Origin of the sequence: Paenibacillus sp. Leaf72, from assembly GCF_001422685.1 — a bacterium.
Classification (GTDB): Bacteria; Bacillota; Bacilli; order Paenibacillales; family Paenibacillaceae; genus Pristimantibacillus.
Genome location: NZ_LMLV01000034.1, coordinates 301,140 through 321,761, shown reverse-complemented (window position 1 = coordinate 321,761; position 20,622 = coordinate 301,140). Strand labels below are relative to the sequence as shown.

Genomic DNA, 20,622 nt, shown 5'->3' with positions numbered 1-20,622 from the left:
CCATTGCCAGCGGACCCATGAACAGCATTAGGCATCATTCGTCAAAATAAGCACAATATTGAAATTTTAAATATACGCATGGTACAAGGATATGGTAGCCTAGGAGGGAAGCGTTACCAATGATGAACGACGAATGATGAATGAACAAAGGAGCTGAACGTTTATGCTGCAACTCGACTTGACTGGAAAGACCGCGCTCGTAACCGGAGCAACTGGAGATTTGGGACGCGTAATGGTTAGAACGCTCGCAGATTGCGGGGCGGATATCGTCATTCATTATCGGAGCAATGAGGACAAGGCGCTGGAGCTGAAGCAGGAGGTTGAGGCCTTGGGCAGACGTGCGATTACGGTTCAGGCAGATATTACGAAGCAAGGCGATGTGGATAAACTTCAAGCGGAAGCAGCGGCAAGCCTTGGACATGTGGACATTGTCGTGGCAAATGCCGTCATTCAGTACCAATGGGAAAGCGTGCTGAAGCAGCCGGTGGAGGACTATGAAAGCCAGTTCGAATCCTGCGTCATGCAAAGCGTCTATTTGGCCAAAGCATTCGTTCCGGCAATGGTGGAGCGCGGCGGCGGCCGTTTTATCGGCATTAATACGGAATGCGCCATGCAAAATGCGCCCGGCCAATCGGCCTACGTAGCAGGCAAAAGAGGCATGGACGGCGTCTACCGTGTGCTTGCCAAAGAGGTTGGCGAGAGCGGCATTACGGTCAATCAAGTGGCACCGGGCTGGACGATCAGCGATCGGGACCGTGCGACAGGCAGCGAGCGCAATGAAGGCTATGAGAAAAATGTGCCGCTGAAGCGGCGGGGAAGCGATCAGGAAATTGCCAACACAGTCGCATTTCTGGCCTCCGAGCTGTCGAGCTTCATTACGGGGGCGTATGTGCCGGTCAATGGCGGAAATGTTATGCCAGCCATCTAATTAAGCTACATAAATCGATAGGGGGAGTTCTCTTGTCCGAGTCTATGATTAGCAAACGACTTGTTGAGCTTGATATTGTGCTGCCAGCGGCGAGCGAGCCGGCGGCTAAATACGCAAACTTTGTAAATGTGAATGGACTGCTGTTTGTTTCCGGCAAGGGGCCTTCTGGAAATCCGAAAGGCAAGCTGGGCAAAGACTTCTCTACGGAGGAAGGCTATGAATTTGCCCGGCAGGCGGGGCTGGAGGTGCTCGCTGTGCTGCAGCAAGCAGTGGGCTCTCTAGATAAAGTAAAACGGGTCGTGAAAATTCAAGGCTTCGTCAATGCGACAGCTGAATTTGAAGAGCATCACAAGGTGCTGAATGGCTGCTCGGACTTAATGATGGATGTGTTCGGGGAAAAAGGAAGCCATGCCCGCTCCGTACTCGGAGCCGTTTCAGTAAGAAATAATCTCCCGATTATTGTGGATTCGATTTTTGAAGTAGAGGAGTAGGGGCTGCGCTAAAGCCCCTGTGCTGAAGATACCGCTGTTCCTTTCATGAAAAAAAGCCGGAGCACCCGCTCGTACGCGGGGCTTCGGCTTTTTCCTATATTATTGCTGCCTATTACTTGGCAGCTGGCTTCACATACAGGCGGCTCGTCTCTTCCCAGATGCCGTTTGGCTCCAGGCTGACCAGGCCGATTTCGTCTGCTGGCAAATCGACATTCGGTGCATTGACGAGGTTAAGCTGCGGCTCAGGGCAGAAGAACTGACCGGAGGCGTTGCTGTTCCACACCATCCACTGTTTATAGGCTGTTCCTGCATCATAGACCAAAGTCACTTGCTCGCGGGCATCTGTGAGCTCCATCTGATTGCGGCCATTGCGCGTCTCCACCGTATAGTGATTGTCCAGTGGCTCAAAGTAAGGGGAAGAGCCCGTCGTCTTCAGCTTCTCCTCGTCGCTGCTAAGCGGCAAAAACTGTCCGGTTGGCAGCATGCGCTCGTTCAGCTCCCAGCGTTTTCCGGCTGTCAGCGTGAAGCTGTAGTCTTCGGAAGAGCTTTGTGGGGCAAAAGGCGCATTGATGGCTGTATGGAAGCCGATTAGGCAAGGCATAGCGTCGTTCCCGCGGTTATGTACGGAAATATGCTGAAATAGTCCTTGATCACTCAATGAATAACGCAGCGTAATCGCAAAACGATGCGGCAAATACGTATAAATCGGATGCTGCTCATCCACTGCGATTTGAAGCAGCACGAAGCTTTCGGTTTTCAGTGTGCCGTAGTCCAGCACTTCCCATGCAGCCGTATGTACGAAGCCATGCAAATGGTTTCCTGTTCTTGCCTCATTGATTGGGAACGTATACGTCTTGCCGTTCATTGTGAACGTGCCATCTTGATAACGGTTCGGAGGGAACAGCACGGGAATGCCGTGAGTGCCGGGACTTGCTTTAAATGCGGCCATTTCACTCTCAGCTGGCTCATGCAAAAAATGATAGCCCTTCTCTATATCGCGGAACGCAATCAGGTTAGCCCCTACTGCGGGCAAAACCGCAGCCTCGTAGGCGCCCCATTTTAGCCAAACGGCTGGTTCTCCATGAAATGCTTGCTCAAGCGCTTGTCCTTGCTTGCTCATAATAGCCTCCTTAAATTTGGCGAATATTTGGCGATTCATGCTCCAGATTAGAATAACAGGATCAATGTAAACACACAACCGCCGTATTCCGTTAGACACGGTATACGGCGGTTGTGTGTGAATGAACGGCGACTGCGTGCGCATATGGACGTCGTTTATTAGTGTGCTGTGCGGTATGTGCCTGTTAACCGATTACTGCGCTTGCCCTAAGAGCTGCTTGATGACGGTTTGCTTGCGTCTAGGGATAGGGACGTTCTTGGAGTCGGATGCATCGGTTCCGAAATAAGCAATGCCGTCCGTGATCGCCTTCACCTTGCGAATGTTAATGTAGCAATTGGAGCTCACTTGATAAAAGTGGCTGTCATCAATGAGCTTGCGAATCTGGTCCCCGGTCATTCTTTTCTTTATATTGTAGTTTCTGCCGTGGAAGCTGACGAGCTCGGGCATGCCGACCTTGAAAAAAAGGACGTCCGACTCAATTTCAAAATCCTCGTAAATGTTGCGTTCACCGTTCAATCCAGTATTCATCATTCCATAAGCCCCCTTCAAGAAATGAGAATGAAAACGGAAAATTGTTAGCGCTTACATTATATCATGGGCAGAAGACATTGGAAAGCGTTTTTTCGAAAACGGTTGTCTGCTTATTTTCATTGTGCTATGGTCACTATAAATATAAAAATTACGCTTACATAATGAGAGTACGAGAGGATGAATACGATTGAAAGCAAATAAGCTCGCAGGAATCGTCTATATCGGCTGCTATGGCAGTGCTTCGGAGCCGTGTATTTACGTAGCGAAACAGGATAGCGAATCCGGCTTGCTGAATGTGATTCAGCAGGTAACAGGCATTGAAAATGCGTCATTTTTGAGCGTGAATGAAGCACGGGACCGGTTGTATGCGGTCAGTGAAACGGCGGAGGCGAACGGCGTGCCGGGCGGAGAGGTTGCTGCTTATGCGATTGACCCGGAAACCGGCAAGCTGAGCGAGTTGAACCGCCAGTCTACGCATGGCGAGCATCCTTGTTATGTCAGCTCGGATGGCCAGTCGGTATTCGTAGCTAATTATACAGGGGGAAATGCAGCGGTGCTGCCGCTTGCAGAGGATGGTTCTTTGCAGCCGGCGGCAGCAGTTGTCGGCAGCAAGGGAGAGCTTGGGCCAAATGCGGGCCGTCAGGATGCGCCGCATGCCCATGCGATTTTGCCGCTCGGCGGGCCATCGCCTTATGTTTACATAACGGATCTCGGCACGGATTCCATCCTTATTTACCGCCACAATCCACAGGCAGCAGAGCCGCTTCAGCTTGCGTCCTCCTACCAGCTGCATGCGGGAGCAGGGCCGCGGCATTTGGCGCTGCATGAGCAGCTGCCAATCGTCTATGTGATGAATGAGCTGGATTCGACGGTGTCGGTGCTGCGAAAGAATGGAGAGGATGCAGGCTCTTTGGAGCTGGTGCAGACTATTAGCGCGCTGCCTGAAGGGTTTAATGCTTACAACGATGCGGCGCATATTGCGCTGGCACCGTCGGGCAAGTTTTTGTACAGCTCCAATCGCGGCCATGATAGCATTGCGGTATTTGCAGTGAATGCGGCTGATGGCAGCCTAACGCTATTGCAGCATATTTCCTGCGGCGGGGAAGGCCCGCGCAATTTTGCACTTGCCCCTGATGGCAGCAGGCTGCTCGTGGCGAACCAGAAGACCAATCACCTTTTGAGCTATCAGGTTGATGCAGGCAGCGGTATGCTGACGTCTGAGGGCGAGCTTTTACAAGTTTCGAGTCCTGTGTTCGTCTGGATTGGTTAAACACAGCACAATCAGTGAGAGAAGGCGGGCGGCATGTCCAATGTAGATACATTAAGCAAACCGATTAAAACGATGGATACGAAAAATAAAGCGTTATTTGGCATATTATTCGCCATTAGCGGCGTCCACCTGCTGAATGATTCGATGCAGTCGGTCGTCGCAGCCCTATTCCCGATTTTTGAACAATCGCTCGGTCTAACGTTCGGACAAATCGGCTGGATTACGTTTACGCTGTATATGACCTCATCCGTGCTGCAGCCGGTTATTGGCATTTTATCGGATAAAAAGCCTGCACCGTGGATGCTTATCGCCGGCATGTGCTGCAGTATGGCAGGGATGGCGGGACTCGCCTATGCGCCAAATTTCTGGACGCTATTGCTCGCTGTCGTGTTCGTTGGCTTTGGTTCAGCGGTATTCCACCCCGAGGGCTCGCGGGTTGTTTATTTTGCTGCGGGCGGCAGACGAGGTCTGGCGCAGTCGATCTATCAGGTCGGCGGTAATTTTGGACAAGCGCTAGCGCCGCTCATGACGATTTTTATATTCGTCCCGCTTGGGCAGCGAGGCGCCGTATGGGGGACGCTGCTGGCGCTGGCAGGCATTATCCTGCTGCTGCGCATCGTGCCTTGGTACGCGGCGGAGCTCGCAGCGAAAGGACTCGCCGATCGCAAGGCGAAACAGAGCGGCGCAGCAGCAAATGCGGATACACTCAGCACGAAAGCAGTAGCCATTGCGCTAGTGCTGCTGCTCGTGATGGTGTTTGCCCGCTCTTGGTATGCAGCTGGGCTCACAAGCTTTTACCAATTTTATTTGCAGCGGGATTATGGATTGTCGATTGGCGCCGCGCAGGTGCCGCTCTTTCTGTTTATGGCGGCGGGCGTCGCTGGAACGTTCCTCGGCGGCATGCTGTCCGACCGCTTCGGGCGCAAGCGGATGCTGCTGTTCTCAATTGCTGGGGCAGCACCGCTGACCGTCGTTTTGCCGCATTTGCCGATTTTTTGGGTGTATCCGGTTATTACGCTGCTTGGCCTCATTCTCCAATCGAGCTTCTCGGTCAGCGTCGTTTATGCGCAGGAGCTAATGCCAGGCAAAGTCGGCATGGCATCCGGGCTGATTACCGGGCTCGCCTTCGGCATGGGCGGCTTGGGAGCAATCGTGCTTGGCACAGCAGCCGACCATTACAGCATTGCGCAGGTGATGTACGCCTCCAGCGTGCTGCCGCTGCTCGGCCTGTTCGGCATTTTGCTGCCGAAGGATCGGCGGAACTAAGTTGCGAATGAAAAAGTCTCCAAAACCGTGGATTAGAGCGGCTTTGGAGACTTTTTTTTGAATAATACAAAAGGGTGGGTTGTAAGACTGCTGATTTAACTCGCAGCGTTCAAGCGCGCTTTTCGCCTAATGAGGTGGTAAGCGATATAGCCGACTGCGTTAAATAAAGTAAAGACGATTATCCAACCGGTATTAAGCCTTCTATGATGGTAGGCGTTGATAATGGCCCAAATGGTGAAAAGCACAATATAGGCTGTAAGTCCGCCAACAAGGACGGCATCGAACACTCCAGCGAAATGGCGGGATTTAATATGAATGAACCATTCCTGATCAAGTGAGTAGTAGTAATCCATCCATTCAAAAATAGGGACGGACGTATCATATTGATAGTCAGGAATAGCGCCTTCGGGATTAAAATCGGAGGATTCCCCGTTGCTTCGCTCGACCTTATCAAGCTTGTACACTTTAATGCTGGCAATTTGTCCAGCGGATTGCGCCAGCTGCTTAATGTGCTCCTGCTGATCAGCGGTAATACTGGACTGAGTCCCTAGCAGGTCAGAAATACGATCGGCAATAGCGCGGTTCTCGTTGTTATTTCCGAGTTCATCTACCCAGATGATGAAAACGGTGAGAAGGCTGGCGATTAGGAAAAAAATCGCCGTGTACAGCACTCTTTTTGCGAAAATCCGCTGTGCCTGAAACAGCTGTCCAATGACCAATTGCAGCTCGGCTTCTCCTCCAAATCGCTCAATAGCCAGATGAACGGCCTCCTGCTCGGATTTGCCCTCCTGCTTTAACTCATGTACGGCCTCCATTAGATGGCTGCGCATTTCATCCTTCAGTTCTTTTATTTCCTTCTTATTCCCGGCCGCATGCTGATACAACCTGTTCACATACACTTCAATTTCCTTCAACATGGTCTCCCCCTTGCAAAAATGATTCCATCATATGCTTCAGAAACTCCCATTCGGAGCGTTTAACCAAATAGCCCTCTACGCCTTCCGCGGTAAGCTTGTAATATTTGCGTCTGCCGCCGGGCCCTTGCTCATTGCCCCAATAGGATGTAATCCACTTATTTTTCTCCAGCCGCTTGAGCGATAAATACAAGGTGCCTTCCTTTAGATCAAATTGATTGGCGCTTTGGTCGCGCACATTTTTAGCTAATTCATAACCGTAGCGATCCCGGCTGTGCAGCAAGGACAATATGATCGTATCGATATGCCCCTTCAAAACTTCCTTGTTAATTTCCAAAACGTTCATCCCCCCTGAAATGAATATAAATTATAATACTATATAATGCAAGGTATTATAAAAAATAAAATATAGCGAAATCATTTATGCTCTTTGAGCATTTGAAATGGATATTGAAAATAACCAAACAAAATGTTATTATGTCTATAAAATAATAGTTTTCATTTGGGTGGTGTTTGTTTTGTCGCAAAATGATTTGTTCTGGTCAGCAGAGCTTGCCGACCTAAAGAAAGGCTTTGTATTCGTTCAAGACGAAGGCCGATATAGCTGTCTCGTGTGTGGAGCAGCCTTTGAGGACGGAGAAGTGTTTCGAGTACCGGATAGTGATAAATGGTATGAAGCCCGCAAATATGCAGCATATCATGTTCAGCATAGCCATGGCTCGATGCTCGACTACTTGCTCGGTCTGGATAAGAAGGCGAGCGGGCTGACCGATTTGCAAAAGCAGCTCATCCGGCAGTTTGCCTCGGGCATGTCCGATGCGGAAATCGTCAAAAGCTCGGGAGGCGGCAGCGCATCGACGATTCGCAATCATCGGTTTGTGCTGAAGGAGAAAGCGAAGCAGGCGAAGCTGCTGCTTGCTGCTATTGAGCTGATGGAGAGTGGAGTGTCCGCAGATACGCCGCGTTTTATGCCGATCCACCGCACAGCGACGCAGGTTGATGAACGGTATGCAATTACCGAGGATGAGTACGAGTTGATCATGAAGCAATATTTTCCACAGGGGCCGGATGGTCCGCTTGCTTCTTTTCCACGGAAGGAGAAGCGCAAGGTGGCGATTTTGCGCCATATTTCAGCTGATTTTGAAGCATCGCGCAAGTACACGGAGAAGGAAATAAATGAGCAGCTCAAACGCTACTGGGAAGCGGACTATGTGACGCTGCGCCGCTATTTGATCGAATATGGCTTTCTTGACCGCACGGATGATTGCAGCGAATATTGGGTTAAGAACTGACTGAGGCAAGGCAGCTTTATGGATGGGGACGAATAGGACGAAGAGACAAATTTGAGGAGGAGCAGCGATGAATAAAGAAGAGCGCAAGCAGCTGACGGCACAGTATATGGAGCAGGAACGGGTGATGGGCGTCTATCAAATTACGAATACGCAAAACGGACGCAAGTTTATTGGCTCGACCTCCAATATGGATGGGGCATTAAATCGGGTGCGGTTTGAGCTGGACTTTGGCACGCACAAAAATGATGAGCTGCAAATGGACTGGAATGAGCAGGGAGCGGCGCAGTTCGAATTTGATATTTTGGAGAAAATGAAGCTTGAAGAGAAGGTGCTGTACGATTATAAGGATGTGTTCCCAGCGGAGCAGGGAGGCACGTCAGCCGAGCAAATGCGCAAATATAAAAAAGCGGCTGAAGAGCTGGAACAGAAATGGCTGGAAAAGCTGCTGGCTGAAGGCGTCGATTGTTATAACGAGCCGGAATAGGCCGCAGTAGGCTGGGAAAGCAAGTATGGTTCAAGCTTCATAAAGCGGCACGACAACAAGAGAGCAGGATCATACGCCCGAAAGGGGACGGATGGTCCTGTTTTTGTATGCTTGCCGCTTTGCAACATGCTGCTGCATGCAGGTATAGTGATTGCCCAATCGATAAACTGAATCGGCTCATAGACAATTTCTATTAGCAAGTAAATTGACGGTAAGAGATGGGAAGTGATAGAGTGTTGTTTATATTAATACCGATTAAGTTAATGAGAATTATCGGGAATTGAACGAGAGGTGAAGGGCGGGAACGAATGGAGGAGCGGCGCGGTGCTTCACTGGAAGCGTAATCTTTATATTTTATGGTTTGGGCTGTTTTTCAATCACATGGCATATACGCTCTCGGTGCCATTTTTCCCGTTGTTTTTGCAGCATGATTTGGGTGTAGACAAAGGTTTGGAGGCTTGGTCCGGCGTTTCCATTGCGATCAGCTTTCTGATCAGCGGTTTATGTGCGCCCTTCTGGGGCTCGCTTGCCGATAAATATGGCAGCAAGCTGATGCTTGTCCGTTCAGGCGTTGGCCTTGGGGCCGCGCATGTGGCGAACTATTTTGTCCATGATCCTTATACGTTTATCATTGTGAGGATTTTTCAAGGGGTGATGGCGGGTTTTACGCCCGCCTCGCTCGCTTTGGTCGGGACGAACACACCGGAAAAACACGTTGGATACGCGCTGGGCGTCATCTCCACATCAACCGCTGCTGGCGGCATTGTAGGTCCGCTTGTCGGAGGCGTGCTGAGCCAATGGATTGGACTGCGTGAATGCTTCATTGCATCAGGCATCATTACGCTGATTTCAGCAACCGTTGTTCTAGGTGTAAAAGAAGTGCATGAGCGCCGTACCGAGGCACGGCCGAGCGTGCTTCAGGATTTGAAGCAGGCAGCGCTTAATTCCAAATTATTTCGGGTCTATGGGCTGATTTTGCTGGTGTCCACCTCGGTCATGATTTTGGAGCCATTGGTGACGCTCTATGTTGTGCAAATTGGCGGCAGCATAAGCAACGCTAAGCTCAGCTCGGGTATAGTATTTTCGGCGATAGGGGTTGCTACCGTCATTATGGGCCCTTACTGGGGGAGGCTTGGCGGGCGAATCGGTTATGGCAAGGTGCTGCTTATTGGGCTGATTGGCGGCGGCATTGGCAATTTGCTTCAACTGACCATGCAGCATCTGATCGGCTTTGGCATTTTACGCTTTGGCTACGGTTTGTTTTTCGCCGCTGTGTATCCAGCGCTAAATGCGCTCGTTATCCAATATGCGGATAAGGATTTTCGGGGGAGAGCGGTTAGTCTGAGCCAAACTGCCAGTCAATTTGGCATTGTAGTAGGCCCGCTGCTGGGCGGATTTCTCGGCGGGTGGGCCGGTATTCCATTTGTATTTTTATTAACGGGCATTACTTTGCTGGGAGCAGCATGGGGAATAAGGGAGGCAAGTCATGACAAAACGACAATTAAAGCTAGGGGCTAATTTAAACGGGGTAGGGAATAGCATTTCTTTTTGGCGTCATCCAGATGTGCCGATTAATGCGAGCGTAAGCTTGGATTTTTATAAAAAGCAGGCGCAAATAGCCGAGCAGGGCAAATTTGATCTGCTGTTTATCGCGGACGGCTTGTTTATTAACGAGAAGTCCAATCCGCATTTTTTAAACCGATTTGAGCCATTGACGCTGTTGTCTGCGCTCGCGGGAGCAACCTCGCATATCGGCCTTGTTGCGACGTTATCGACCTCCTACAGCGAGCCATTTACGGTCGCTAGACAGTTCGCCTCCATTGACCAATTGAGCGGAGGCAGAGCGGGCTGGAATGTTGTCACTTCGCCGCTGGAAGGCTCGGCACTCAATTTTGGCAAGGGCGAGCATCCGAATCATGCGCTCCGCTACGAAATAGCCGAAGAGCATTTGGAAGTAGTGAAAGGCTTATGGGATTCATGGGAAGATGATGCTTTTGTCGGCGACAAAGCGGCTGGTGTGTTTTTTGACAAGGAGAAGCTGCATACGCTGCATCATAAAGGAGCTTTTTTCTCAGTGCAGGGGCCGCTTAATGTGGCGCGCTCTCGGCAGGGCTATCCGGTTGTGTTCCAGGCTGGCTCCTCGGAAGCGGGCAAGGATTTAGCAGCGAGGTCGGCTGATGCGATTTATTCGGCACATGAAACGTTTGAGGAAGCGCGGGCTTTTTATCAGGATGTGAAAGGAAGATCGGCAGCATTGGGCCGGGAGTCTGGCGAGCTGCTGATTTTCCCGGGGATCGGGCCAATTGTCGGAAGAACCGAAGCGGAGGCGGAGCAGAAGTATCAGGAAATAGCTGAGCTTGTGGAAATTGAACAAGCGCTGCTTTATTTGGGGCGTTACTTTGATCATTTTGATTTTTCCCAGTTTCCGCTGGATGAGCCGTTCCCCGACATTGGCAATATCGGCAGCAACAGCTTCCGCAGCACAACGGACAAAATCAAGCAGGAGGCAAAGGAGCAGGGACTTACGCTGCGCCAGGTTGCGCTTCGGGCATCGACGCCACGCACCTCGTTTATCGGTACGCCGGAGAAAATTGCAGACCAAATTCAGCAATGGTTTGAAGGGGAGGCGGCAGACGGCTTTAACGTTCGAACGGTCGTCCCAGGCGGCTTGGCAGATTTCGTAGAGCTGGTCGTTCCGATTTTGCAGCAGCGCGGGCTATTCCGTACCGAATACGAAGGCGATACGCTGCGCGGCAATTTAGGACTTGAAGTGCCGAGTAATCGGTATGCGATAAAGCATTGACACTAGCAACAACCAACGACAAAAAAACGGCCGAGATCCGATCTCGGCCGTTTTTGTTATTAAAGCAGTGAAAAGATAGCAGTGAAAAATTAGAAGCTTGCTGCGATTTCTTTCGCTTTAACGATTGCTTGTGCTTTAATGGCTTGGCCTTGATCTTGCGATACAGCCATGCCTTCAACAAACAGCGGCTCAAAGGAAGGAATTCCGTAGAACAGCGAGATTTTTTTCAGGTAGCTAAAGCCGCTTTCCATTGCAGCTCCAGGACCTTCGGAATAAACGCCGCCGCTAGCTTGGATGTGCAAGCCTTTTTTATCAGTAAGCAGGCCTACAGGACCTTCAGCAGTGTATTTGAACGTTTTGCCAGCAACGGAAACCGCATCAATGTATGCTTTCAGAACTGGAGGGAACGAGAAGTTCCACATTGGGGAAACGAAAACATATTTATCAGCTGCAACGAACTGATCAACGAGCTCGCCCAGACGTGCTACTTTTGCTTGCTCAGCAGCAGAAAGCTGGTCGAAAGCAGTGCCGGATTGAAGCTTGCCCCAGCCGCTGAATACGTCAGCATCGATAGCAGGGATATCAAGATTGAACAGGTCAAGACGAACGACTTCATCAGAAGGATTAGCTTCACGATAAGCGTTAACGAATTCTTCACCTACAGCAAGGCTGAAAGATGTGGAGTGATCATGCGGGTGTGCAGTAATGTACAATACAGTAGACATAATTATAACTTCCCTTCAAATTTAAATGGTACTTCTCCATTATAACTTTTTTTAAGTTAATTTCAATAAGTGATTTATTAATTTTAATGTTAGACTATTTTCTAGTTGGGACGTTTGTGGACTTAAGTAAGTCTGCCCTAGTGTGGAGTTATTTATTTATGAAAATTCAGCTCGAAGGCAAGCTTATGATTGACAGCAGAAATGCCAAAACCACAGCTTCGTTCCGACTATGGTTTTGGATTCCGCTATTTGAAAATGATCACTTTGTACTTACTGTGCGAGCAATTTATCCAACAATCGAATGATCATCGCAACGGACTCCGCACGGGAAGCCGATTCATTCGGTTTGAACAAGCCGTTGCCTTTGCCACTTACGATACCGGCAGCTGCGAAAGCACTGATTTGTTCAGAGGCCCAATTCGCAGTTGCATCCGAGAATGGATTGAATGTATTAGGAGCATAGTTCGTCAACCGAGCAAGCATTGCAACGATCTCAGCGCGGGAAATTTCTTGATTAGGATGGAAAGAACCATCACTGTAACCCGTGATTATCCCTTTAGCCTGTAAGGCTGAAATCGCTTCTGAGGCCCAATGCCCTTGTGTGTCAGAGAAGGAGCTGCTGCTCGCATCAGCAAGCCCAAAAGCTTTCGCAAGCATTGTGGCGAACTCAGCGCGAGTTACCTTTTCATTGGGATGATAAGAGCCATCACTGTACCCTGTTACAATGCCCATCTTAGCGGCACGCTCGACTACTGTTGCACTCCATGAAGCTGCTGGAACGTCCGTAAAGCTTACGGTAGGAGCAGATTGCTCTTTTTCTACGATAGCCTTAACTACGTCTACATCAACCTTGTCGTTGAAAACCAGCGTCGAAGGCGTTGGTGTCTGTGCCGGCGTTGGCGTTGGTACTGGTGTCGACGTCGGTACTGGCGATGGTGTTGTTACTGGTGTCGATGTAGATGGCGAAGTTGGTGTCGGCGTCGGTGTAGGTGTTGGCGTTGGTGTCGACGGCTCATTATCCGTTGTTTTCACAACGGAAAACTCATCTACGATATTCCCTGCACTCGTACGTGCTTCCACACGAATCTTATCATCGGAAATTTCAATAGCGGAATATACAGGAACGTCTTCATCAAATATGAAATTCAAATAATTATACTGGGTGCCATCATAGAATTTCCAGCCCGAAGCACCGCCATCCAGGTATACAGTACCTTCATTTGTAGCTTTATTCGGCTTGCCCTCCAGCATTGGATAGGTGCGGGCATACACATGATCGTGACCCACTAGAACCAAATCAACTTTCTTCTCTTCCAAAATAGGCGCAAAATACGTTTGGGTATACTCCACAAGGGATTCCCGACCATTTTCCGTATGGTAGGCAGGACGGTGGAACATAGCGATCGTCCATTTTTTATCATTTTGATCCAAGTCTTCTTTCAACCATGCTGCTTGTTCAATCATTTGTTCCTCTGTGCCTTCTGAGTTCAATACGACGAAATGAGTGTCATCGACCTCATAAGAATAAGCATATTGCAGTTGGGATGCGGGTCCGTTCTTTGGAAAATTCGCACCTTTAGTAAATACTTCCTTACCTTCGCTCTTCACATCATGATTACCCAAGGTTAGAGCCGTTGGAAGTGTTGCTGCATAGACCGAAGAAGCTTGCCAGAACTTCTGCCATTCTTCAAATGCGCCGCCTACATCAACCATATCTCCGCCATGCATAATAAACTGCGTTGATGGATATTGTGTCAAAGCGCTAGTCATTAGTGCTTGATATGCTTGTATTCCTTGTGATTGATTCGTATGCGAATCCGTAATAAACAAGAATGAGGTCGGGGTTGATTTGTTCTGGTCTACAGTAGAATATTCATGCCACTCCGACCAATTGCCCTCATAGCCTACACGATATTTGTAAGCAGTATCTGCTTTCAAGCCTTCAATCAGGATATTATGAAAGCGGATCTCGCCCTTCGTTCCATTTTCCTTCATACTCAGCACTTGAAGCTCGCTTTCAGCATGCTGTTGTTTTACATGGTTGAAATCAGGGCTTTCTCCTGTTCCCCAATCACTAGCTTCGATGTATTGAATATAAGTAGAAGTTTGGTCTGGTTTTGTTTGCCAGGCGGCGCTCAGTTGTGAAGACATATCCTCTGTCACATAGGTCTGAACATATTGCGGCTCATCCGTCCCATACTGCTCCACAACTTCGTAATGGACAACCTTACTGTTCTGATCACCGATGACAGCTTGAACCTGATAGGTTCCAAGTGCCAACGTAGTCAGGTCTGTCGTTAATTGTCCTTTAGCATCTGTTTTACCGAGGCTGCTACTCAGTAATTGACTGCTAACATCGGCTTCAGAGATATAGCCTGTTGTTTGGCCATCTGCGAGAATAACCTCGAATAATCCATCCTCGGGTTCAGCTGAAGCATAGAAGCGTTCTCCAGCTTTTGCAACCATTAAGACATCAGAAGATGTATCATCATCCTCATATACACTAGACGTTACCGTGTTAACTGTAACTACCGAGCTTTGCTTTAATAAGCCAGTGAAAACAATATCCGCACCTTCATAAGGTTTGCCTTCACGGTCTAATACAGTAAAAGTAGACGATGTGCCCAAACCCATTCCCGTCATTGCTAGCTGATATGGAAATGCGATTGTATAGTGGATGGGGGAAGCTAGCGGTGAGCTAGTCTGAACTCCGCCCGCTGTAAGATTAGGATTACTCATAGTTATGGTTTTGTAATTTTCACCACGCTCTAAAATGGCATGAGAGCTCACTCTGAAGTTAACCGTAACGACATCATGGGTTGCGGCTGTCACGTTATCAAGAGCTACCTGAACCATTCCGTGATCATTGTCGATAGCTGAGTCTAAGGCAACTCCAGCCGCCTGAGTAATGCTTTCAACTTGAAGAGTGCTTGCATCATAATTTAATGCGAATTTTACCGATTCAGCATTCAAGTAGTCTTTGATGTTAACTTGAACAGGGTAGATTTCATTGCTGACTGCTTCTCCGTCAGCAGTCATGAACAAACGTTCACCTGCATTTATCGTGAAAGCATATGTTTTGCTTGCTGGGTTGCCGGCCATATCCTTCACGTCAATAATAAGCTCATGATAACCGCCGTCCAGAAATGCTCCCGGATAGGTTAATAAACCAGTGTCAGAAGAATAGTTTGCTCCTTGTGTAATATCCGATCCATCCAAAAGAACCGATAACGTATCTAAATCTAGACCTGCTCCGTTGTCGGTTAGCTCAACCTTTAATTCATCAAGCGGAGCATTTAATACGTCATTCTCGACGGGGGATATAGGTTTAATGCTAGGCACGTCTTTATCCTCATCCGAATCCTCATAGATAAGGGTAATATCATCTACCCAAATCGAGCCTTTATTTTTTTTGCTCATATTCGATTGTTTCAATTGGAAAAACAATTCAAGGACAATTGGACCTGGCTTGCCCTGCGGAACAGCAGCCTCAATATATTTCCAACCAGACCAGTTGATACCCGTTTGATTTGCGTCATAAAACTCTGCTTGGAAAGAGGAGCCGCCTTGATCTCTAAATTTTGTCGTTAGCAAATGTCCTTCATTGTTGCCATAAACCCACATGCCTACTTTAGTAGGGTAACCTGTTAGGGGAATATTCCCTGTTTTGTACCCTACTTCGATTTGAGACGGGTTATCCACTATGCCAATCATATCGTAATCAATTCTAGCCGAATATTGTCCATTTCTTACATGCTTCTGGTTATCCTCCAGGTGCAGCGTAGCGTCATACATCCGTTTAGGATTAAATTTCACATCTGAGATTCCATCTTCAAAATCCTCAACTATAACGGAGGGCGTAACCATATCTGCAGCATAGACATGATTATTTTGAACAAAACCTGGACTTAATCCTCCTGCCAGCAATGTTACCAATGATAAGGTTACTATTGCCTTGCGCCATGCTCTGATTTTCATTACTTTTCCTACTCCCTTTAATAAAATGATTGTCCAACGAGTACTATAACAGCGCTATGTAAATTTAAAACTCATTAACTATTAAGAAATTATATTTATTTAGGTTGAAAAATTAATAATTCTTTTGGTAAGTAGAACCTGAATATGTATAGGTTAGGTTTTTCATGATGGACATCATCTACTGCAATGGAAATTGGGATCGAACCTAGCAATGGGGTAGTGCTGCTTGACATGCAAAAAATCCACAACCGAAGCGGTTGCGGATTACATGGTGATGGCGAGGGAGTCGGACCCCTTTTCGAAGATTACGCCAAGCTTGCTTTTATAGGTGTAGTAAAGGATTTGATGTCACCTGAGAAGCCGCCTTTGGCTCATCTGCTTACAGAATGTTCTTTCAATATATGCGCAGTAGTCTCCAACGAATGAATTCCTTTTGCAATATCTACGATAAACTCCACGGCATATTCACGTTCCATTCTTAGATGTTTTCCATTTAACAAAAGGAATGATTTTGTCACCAGATGAGCTGTCCGTTTATTTCCATTGTGAAAGCAAAGATTTTTAACTAGCGACTCTAGTAGGGCTGCAGCTTTGTCGAATAAATGGGGGTAAGCATCTTCTTCAAAAACACTTTGCTGAGGTCTATGTACCGCAGATTCCAGCAGGCCGTGATCCTTCACACCTGCTTGGTCTGCGTCGTTCATTTTTTTCATCATGAAGTAGTGGGCCGAAATAACCTCTTCTTTGGTTAGGAATATGGCCATATCATCGATCCCTTAAATCTTTAAGGATACCTTCATCTTCTTCAAACACGTCAAAGAAGGCTTCAAGAACTTCTGGTCTTACATTATCTGGGAGTTGACCTTGCCGCACCTTCTTCAACACCACTTCACCGCGATCATTCTCAATAAATTCGATCTCATCACCTTGTGAGATATTCAGCTTCTCAGCCAGGCTTTTTGGCAAGCTTACTCCCAAACTATTGCCCATTCGTCCAATTTTGCGGGAATACCGCGTTACATTTGGTTTATTATTTGTCACTTTGACCACACCATTCATTGATATTCTCATCTCTATAAGTATGATCTATACTCAATTTGTTATACCTTATAACTGTAATAACTTTTATAACGTATGTACATAATAGCAAATTACTCCTCAAATATAAAGCACAAACACCATCCTCATATGGATGGTGTTTGTGGTGGTAGGGGCAAATTGTGGATGTACAAAACCACAATTATTTTATCCGGCATTCAGACCAATCGTCGATTTTGGTGATAATGCCTATTCTTCTGATTCATGGAGTAGAATGAGCAAGGGAGTTGCCCCTTAGCTAAGCTATCTAATGCTCAATCATTGTCAAAAGCTCTGCCAAAGGCGTACGAGGCTTCGGCGCAGGCTGCGCTTCCGAGTTAAAATAGCCCAGATGCAGCGTACCGACGATTTTCTCCGCCGCTGTTACTCCGACTGCCGCCTGAAAATCGGCATGCTCATTGTAAGGACTTGTTTTCCATACACATCCGATCTCCTTTTCCCAAGCGAGCAGTTGAATGTTTTGAATGAGCGCGGATGTGGCTGCGAAAGCTTCTTCCCATGCCTTCTGAGGCAAGTCTGCCTTCATCACGACAATGAGATGAACAGGCGTCTGGCTGCAATAGGCCTCGCGTATTTGCTCTCCATACTTTGCAACGAACTCCGGCGGCCTTGTATGAAGGACAGCCTCTGCAAATCCGCGTCTTCCCTCACCGATAAAAAGAATGAACCGCCAAGGCTCTTTCTTCGAATGGAACGGTGCCCATACAGCGTCCTCCAGAAGCGTATATATTACTTCCTTTGGAATCGGCACACCATTAAAATCCTGAATCGTCCTTCGTTCTCGAATGATATTTGCAATATTATTCATTACTTTCATACCCCAATCGCCATTAGGAATTCAACGAAAAAGCAGTCGTAATTTCGTCGATTATTTTGTTAAGCCCAATCGGACCGTAGCCTGCAAACCATAAGTTTGCATCTCCGATATAGACGCGATTATTTTTAACAGCGTTTAAGTTCGACCAGATGGAGGTGCTCATAATGGTATCCAGCGCTACCTTGTTGACATCGCCAGGACGAAGAATGATGAACATGCGATCCGGATTCAGCTCAGGGAGCACCTCTGCCGAAATCGGGACATTCCATGAATCTTTAAAATCGACAGCTTCTACCGATGCTGGTGTTAAGCCTAGTGCACCGAACATGACGAAGTTATCGCTAGGCTGAATCAGCTGTAATTGCTTGTCCTGTACCCTCATAAAAGCAACCGTTTCATTCGGGGCTGCGGCAGCCAGCTTGTCATGTGCATCAGCGACTTTCTTGTCATACTCCGCTTGAATGCGCTCTGCTTCAGCTTCCATGCCAAACACAGCAGCGGTTTCATGGAATCTTTCCCAGTCTCCTTCATTCTCATTGTCAAAAAGAATGGTTGGCGCGATTTTGGACAGCTGGTCATAATTGGAATCGCTGAGTGTTTTCGACGCGAGGATAAGATCTGGCGCTGCTTCAAGCAGTGCTTCGTAATTTGGCGCTTCGCCTGAGCCAATCTCAATCGTATTCTTCATTTGGTCAGCCATGTAGTCAGGAAAACCAAGATCGTTATAAGTAACCATAGCATGGGGCTCGATGCCAAGCGCAAGCAGATGGTCGGCGAAAACATACAGCATGCCGGCTATCTTTTTCGGATGAGCAGGTACGACAACATCGCCTTTAACCGTAGAAATAGTCCGGGTTTCCGTATCAGATTCCATTGGCGAAGCTGATGGGGACTCTGCGCTTGAAGACTCCGTGCCTGACGACTCCGCCGACGCAGAAGGCGATCCGCTTGCTGTATTTCCAGTGCTGCTGCTTTGGCCGCAGGCGGCTAACAATCCGATAAGAAGCAGGATCGAGAGAAGAAGAGTCCCCCGCTTCATCATTTGAGAGAACACACTTATTTTAAACAAAACTTGCCACACGCCTTCCTTTATGATTTTGATAATCATTATCGTTATTTATTATAGGCAGGCGTAGGTTTTAAAGCCATGGACGATCATGCTCACTGCATGGACGTTTGGCTCATGAATAATTCGGTTGCACGGCGCAGAAACAAGGCATGGGATAGAGAGGTGTAGCAGGAATAGCTGCGGGAAGCTCCGAGATCATAAATATGTCCGCTGCGCGCCGCTTTAAGTTCACGCCAAGCTGCATTTGATTCGATCGAATGCTTGAATGCCTCCCGTTTCTGATGCTCCTCTCCGGTGAATAAAATCAAATGATCGATATTATAGGCGGCTAGCTCCTCAATCGTAAGCATTTGGGAATGGGAGACATTCGCGAGTTCTCTCGGCATTGCAAACCCTAGATCGCGATACAGAACCGTACCCAGATTTCGGCTTCCAAACAGCTGGAATCGACCATTTTCAAATTGGGCAACGGCAACGGTCTGATCTTCGATTTGGTGTTGAATAGCGTTACGCGAGCGTTCAGCCGATGTTTCATACTGCTCCAGCCATAGATCAGCCGCCTCGGTCCGATTTACTGCCCGTCCAATCATGCGAAGATGGTCGCGCCACTCCCCATGGAAGGGCACCGTACAGGTAGGGGCAATATGCCGAAAGAGATCAGCTTTGTCTGGCTCCTCATAATCTGTACGCTCAAATCCAATGATCAGTTCGGGTCTGGCCTGCAAGAGCCTGTCCAGATCAGGCTGATCATTGCCGACCTCCAGAGTATCTCGCAGCTCGGCAAGGGGCTCTTGCGAAGGGTTGACCATTGCGGCATAAGGCTGCATGCCGAGTGCCAGCAAATGGCTCGTGTAAGGGATGGCTACAGAAGCGACCCGCGCCGAATTTCGATATTTATTAATGAAAACCGTTGGCGAAGCACCCGTGGCAGCTTTAAATTTGCGGCTGAAATAAAACTCGTCCTGGTAACCGACCCTATGTGCCGTCTCGCGGATTGTATGTTCAGAACCGATCAGCAGATTGCTCGCTTGTGAAAGGCGGACTTCATTTAAATATTCCATAGGCCCACGTCCAAATTCCCTTTTGAAAAGCCTGGAGTAATGCGCCACGCTCATACCTGCTTTTGCCGCCAATACTTCACGGGTGAGGCTGTGGTGAAAAGCAGCATCGATATGAGCTTTAGATCGCTGCATCAGCTCACGGACATGGTTATGCAGCAGCTCAGGCTCCGCCTCGGCATGCCTAAGCACTAGCAAGAGCAGCTCTTGAAAGCGAATGTTGGCTTCCATGCGCTCCCATCTGTTGCCTGCTCTCCATGCTGTGCTTATTTCCTTAGCCAACTGCGGTACTTCTGGTATTGATACAGCTTGTTGGAGGCTCGGTTCTGTCATCTGGCGGTGAAGTGTGCTATCAGAGCCTTCTATATAGACATCAAACGAAATTCGTTCATATTCAAATGGCGCCAGGCCCCGACCTCTTAACGTCCAGCTCATTTTCGGTGAAAGCAGAAGGGCATGTGAAGGGGGCAAAATAAACGGCTGCCCGTTCCAATCCCCTTCCCCTATGCCTTTCGTAGTAATGAGAAGGGTGCAGTGGTCTGAATGGTGAAGTACTAGTTCATTCGGGACAGAGCTAACGCTGTGAGCATCAATGAGCCTATATATTCTGTCGATTTCCTTCATTTGGGGTAATTTGCTCCTTCCGCTGCGAGTACGATATATAGCCATAATTACTCCTATCTTACACCTATTTGCAAAGGGAGTTCCATGGATTGTTGTTTGTAATCATGCAAAAAGCCGACCTGCTATGGTCGGCTTCTTAGTCGAAAAAACCAAT

The 20,622-nt window shown here is 48.2% G+C and carries 19 protein-coding genes; 8 read left to right on the top strand and 11 right to left on the bottom strand.

Going from position 1 to position 20,622, the window contains the following annotated elements; genetic code table 11:
- Positions 1-166: 166 nt before the first annotated feature.
- Together ASF12_RS30710 and ASF12_RS30705 are read left to right on the top strand one after the other, a co-directional pair.
- Positions 167-928, top strand: a complete 762-nt coding sequence (locus ASF12_RS30710; RefSeq protein ID WP_056043014.1) for an SDR family NAD(P)-dependent oxidoreductase — start codon at positions 167-169, stop codon at positions 926-928.
- 44 nt (positions 929-972) lie between these two features.
- Positions 973-1,419 (top strand): RidA family protein, encoded by a 447-nt coding sequence (locus tag ASF12_RS30705; RefSeq protein ID WP_056043011.1) that lies wholly within the window; start codon positions 973-975, stop codon positions 1,417-1,419.
- A 112-nt stretch (positions 1,420-1,531) separates the two neighbouring features.
- On the opposite strand, the gene ASF12_RS30700 is transcribed toward ASF12_RS30705, so the two are convergent.
- Both ASF12_RS30700 and ASF12_RS30695 read right to left on the bottom strand, forming a co-directional pair.
- A complete protein-coding gene (locus ASF12_RS30700) occupies positions 1,532-2,539 on the bottom strand; it encodes an aldose 1-epimerase (protein ID WP_056042752.1) in 1,008 nt (335 codons plus the stop codon).
- Between the two features lie 192 nt (positions 2,540-2,731).
- Positions 2,732-3,070, bottom strand: a complete 339-nt coding sequence (locus ASF12_RS30695; protein WP_327204957.1) for a LytTR family transcriptional regulator DNA-binding domain-containing protein — start codon at positions 3,068-3,070, stop codon at positions 2,732-2,734.
- A gap of 187 nt (positions 3,071-3,257) precedes the next feature.
- Here ASF12_RS30695 and ASF12_RS30690 point away from each other — a divergent pair, with 187 nt between their 5' ends.
- Both ASF12_RS30690 and ASF12_RS30685 read left to right on the top strand, forming a co-directional pair.
- Positions 3,258-4,340: a lactonase family protein gene (locus ASF12_RS30690; RefSeq protein WP_056042751.1), complete on the top strand. Its 1,083-nt coding sequence runs from the start codon at positions 3,258-3,260 to the stop codon at positions 4,338-4,340.
- Between the two features lie 33 nt (positions 4,341-4,373).
- Positions 4,374-5,606 (top strand): MFS transporter, encoded by a 1,233-nt coding sequence (locus tag ASF12_RS30685; RefSeq protein WP_081419138.1) that lies wholly within the window; start codon positions 4,374-4,376, stop codon positions 5,604-5,606.
- 95 nt (positions 5,607-5,701) lie between these two features.
- Here ASF12_RS30685 and ASF12_RS30680 read toward each other — a convergent pair whose 3' ends face one another.
- Together ASF12_RS30680 and ASF12_RS30675 are read right to left on the bottom strand one after the other, a co-directional pair.
- A complete protein-coding gene (locus tag ASF12_RS30680) occupies positions 5,702-6,523 on the bottom strand; it encodes a permease prefix domain 1-containing protein (RefSeq protein ID WP_056042749.1) in 822 nt (273 codons plus the stop codon).
- Positions 6,507-6,857: a PadR family transcriptional regulator gene (locus tag ASF12_RS30675; protein WP_056042747.1), complete on the bottom strand. Its 351-nt coding sequence runs from the start codon at positions 6,855-6,857 to the stop codon at positions 6,507-6,509. The genes ASF12_RS30680 and ASF12_RS30675 overlap by 17 nt, the downstream gene beginning before the upstream one ends.
- A gap of 181 nt (positions 6,858-7,038) precedes the next feature.
- On the opposite strand from ASF12_RS30675, the gene ASF12_RS30670 reads away from it, so the two are divergent.
- The 4 genes from ASF12_RS30670 to ASF12_RS30655 all read left to right on the top strand — a co-directional run bounded on the left by ASF12_RS30670 (position 7,039) and on the right by ASF12_RS30655 (position 11,099).
- Positions 7,039-7,812, top strand: a complete 774-nt coding sequence (locus ASF12_RS30670; protein WP_235533325.1) for a DUF2087 domain-containing protein — start codon at positions 7,039-7,041, stop codon at positions 7,810-7,812.
- 67 nt (positions 7,813-7,879) lie between these two features.
- Positions 7,880-8,296 carry a GIY-YIG nuclease family protein gene (locus ASF12_RS30665; protein ID WP_056042745.1) on the top strand — a complete coding sequence of 139 codons (417 nt, stop codon included), beginning with the start codon at positions 7,880-7,882 and terminating at the stop codon, positions 8,294-8,296.
- Positions 8,297-8,620: 324 nt separating this feature from the next.
- Positions 8,621-9,814, top strand: coding sequence for an MFS transporter (locus ASF12_RS30660; protein ID WP_155973598.1), 1,194 nt, complete (start codon positions 8,621-8,623; stop codon positions 9,812-9,814).
- On the top strand, positions 9,783-11,099 hold the full coding sequence (locus ASF12_RS30655; protein ID WP_056042743.1) for an LLM class flavin-dependent oxidoreductase: 1,317 nt from the start codon (positions 9,783-9,785) through the stop codon (positions 11,097-11,099). The genes ASF12_RS30660 and ASF12_RS30655 overlap by 32 nt, the downstream gene beginning before the upstream one ends.
- A gap of 89 nt (positions 11,100-11,188) precedes the next feature.
- On the opposite strand, the gene ASF12_RS30650 is transcribed toward ASF12_RS30655, so the two are convergent.
- The 7 genes from ASF12_RS30650 to ASF12_RS30620 form a co-directional block, all read right to left on the bottom strand.
- A complete protein-coding gene (locus ASF12_RS30650; RefSeq protein WP_056042741.1) occupies positions 11,189-11,824 on the bottom strand; it encodes an FMN-dependent NADH-azoreductase in 636 nt (211 codons plus the stop codon).
- Between the two features lie 270 nt (positions 11,825-12,094).
- The gene (locus ASF12_RS30645; protein ID WP_056042739.1) at positions 12,095-15,802 is read right to left on the bottom strand and encodes an S-layer homology domain-containing protein; all 3,708 of its coding nucleotides are present in this window, start codon (positions 15,800-15,802) and stop codon (positions 12,095-12,097) included.
- Between the two features lie 371 nt (positions 15,803-16,173).
- Positions 16,174-16,566, bottom strand: coding sequence for a type II toxin-antitoxin system death-on-curing family toxin (locus ASF12_RS30640; protein ID WP_056042737.1), 393 nt, complete (start codon positions 16,564-16,566; stop codon positions 16,174-16,176).
- A gap of 1 nt (position 16,567) precedes the next feature.
- Positions 16,568-16,861 (bottom strand): AbrB/MazE/SpoVT family DNA-binding domain-containing protein, encoded by a 294-nt coding sequence (locus tag ASF12_RS30635; protein ID WP_056042735.1) that lies wholly within the window; start codon positions 16,859-16,861, stop codon positions 16,568-16,570.
- A gap of 286 nt (positions 16,862-17,147) precedes the next feature.
- Positions 17,148-17,708, bottom strand: a complete 561-nt coding sequence (locus tag ASF12_RS30630) for a nitroreductase family protein (RefSeq protein ID WP_081419136.1) — start codon at positions 17,706-17,708, stop codon at positions 17,148-17,150.
- Positions 17,709-17,730: 22 nt separating this feature from the next.
- Positions 17,731-18,786, bottom strand: coding sequence for an ABC transporter substrate-binding protein (locus ASF12_RS30625; protein ID WP_162241951.1), 1,056 nt, complete (start codon positions 18,784-18,786; stop codon positions 17,731-17,733).
- Positions 18,787-18,878: 92 nt separating this feature from the next.
- Positions 18,879-20,468 (bottom strand): AraC family transcriptional regulator, encoded by a 1,590-nt coding sequence (locus ASF12_RS30620; RefSeq protein ID WP_162241950.1) that lies wholly within the window; start codon positions 20,466-20,468, stop codon positions 18,879-18,881.
- Positions 20,469-20,622 lie beyond the last annotated feature (154 nt).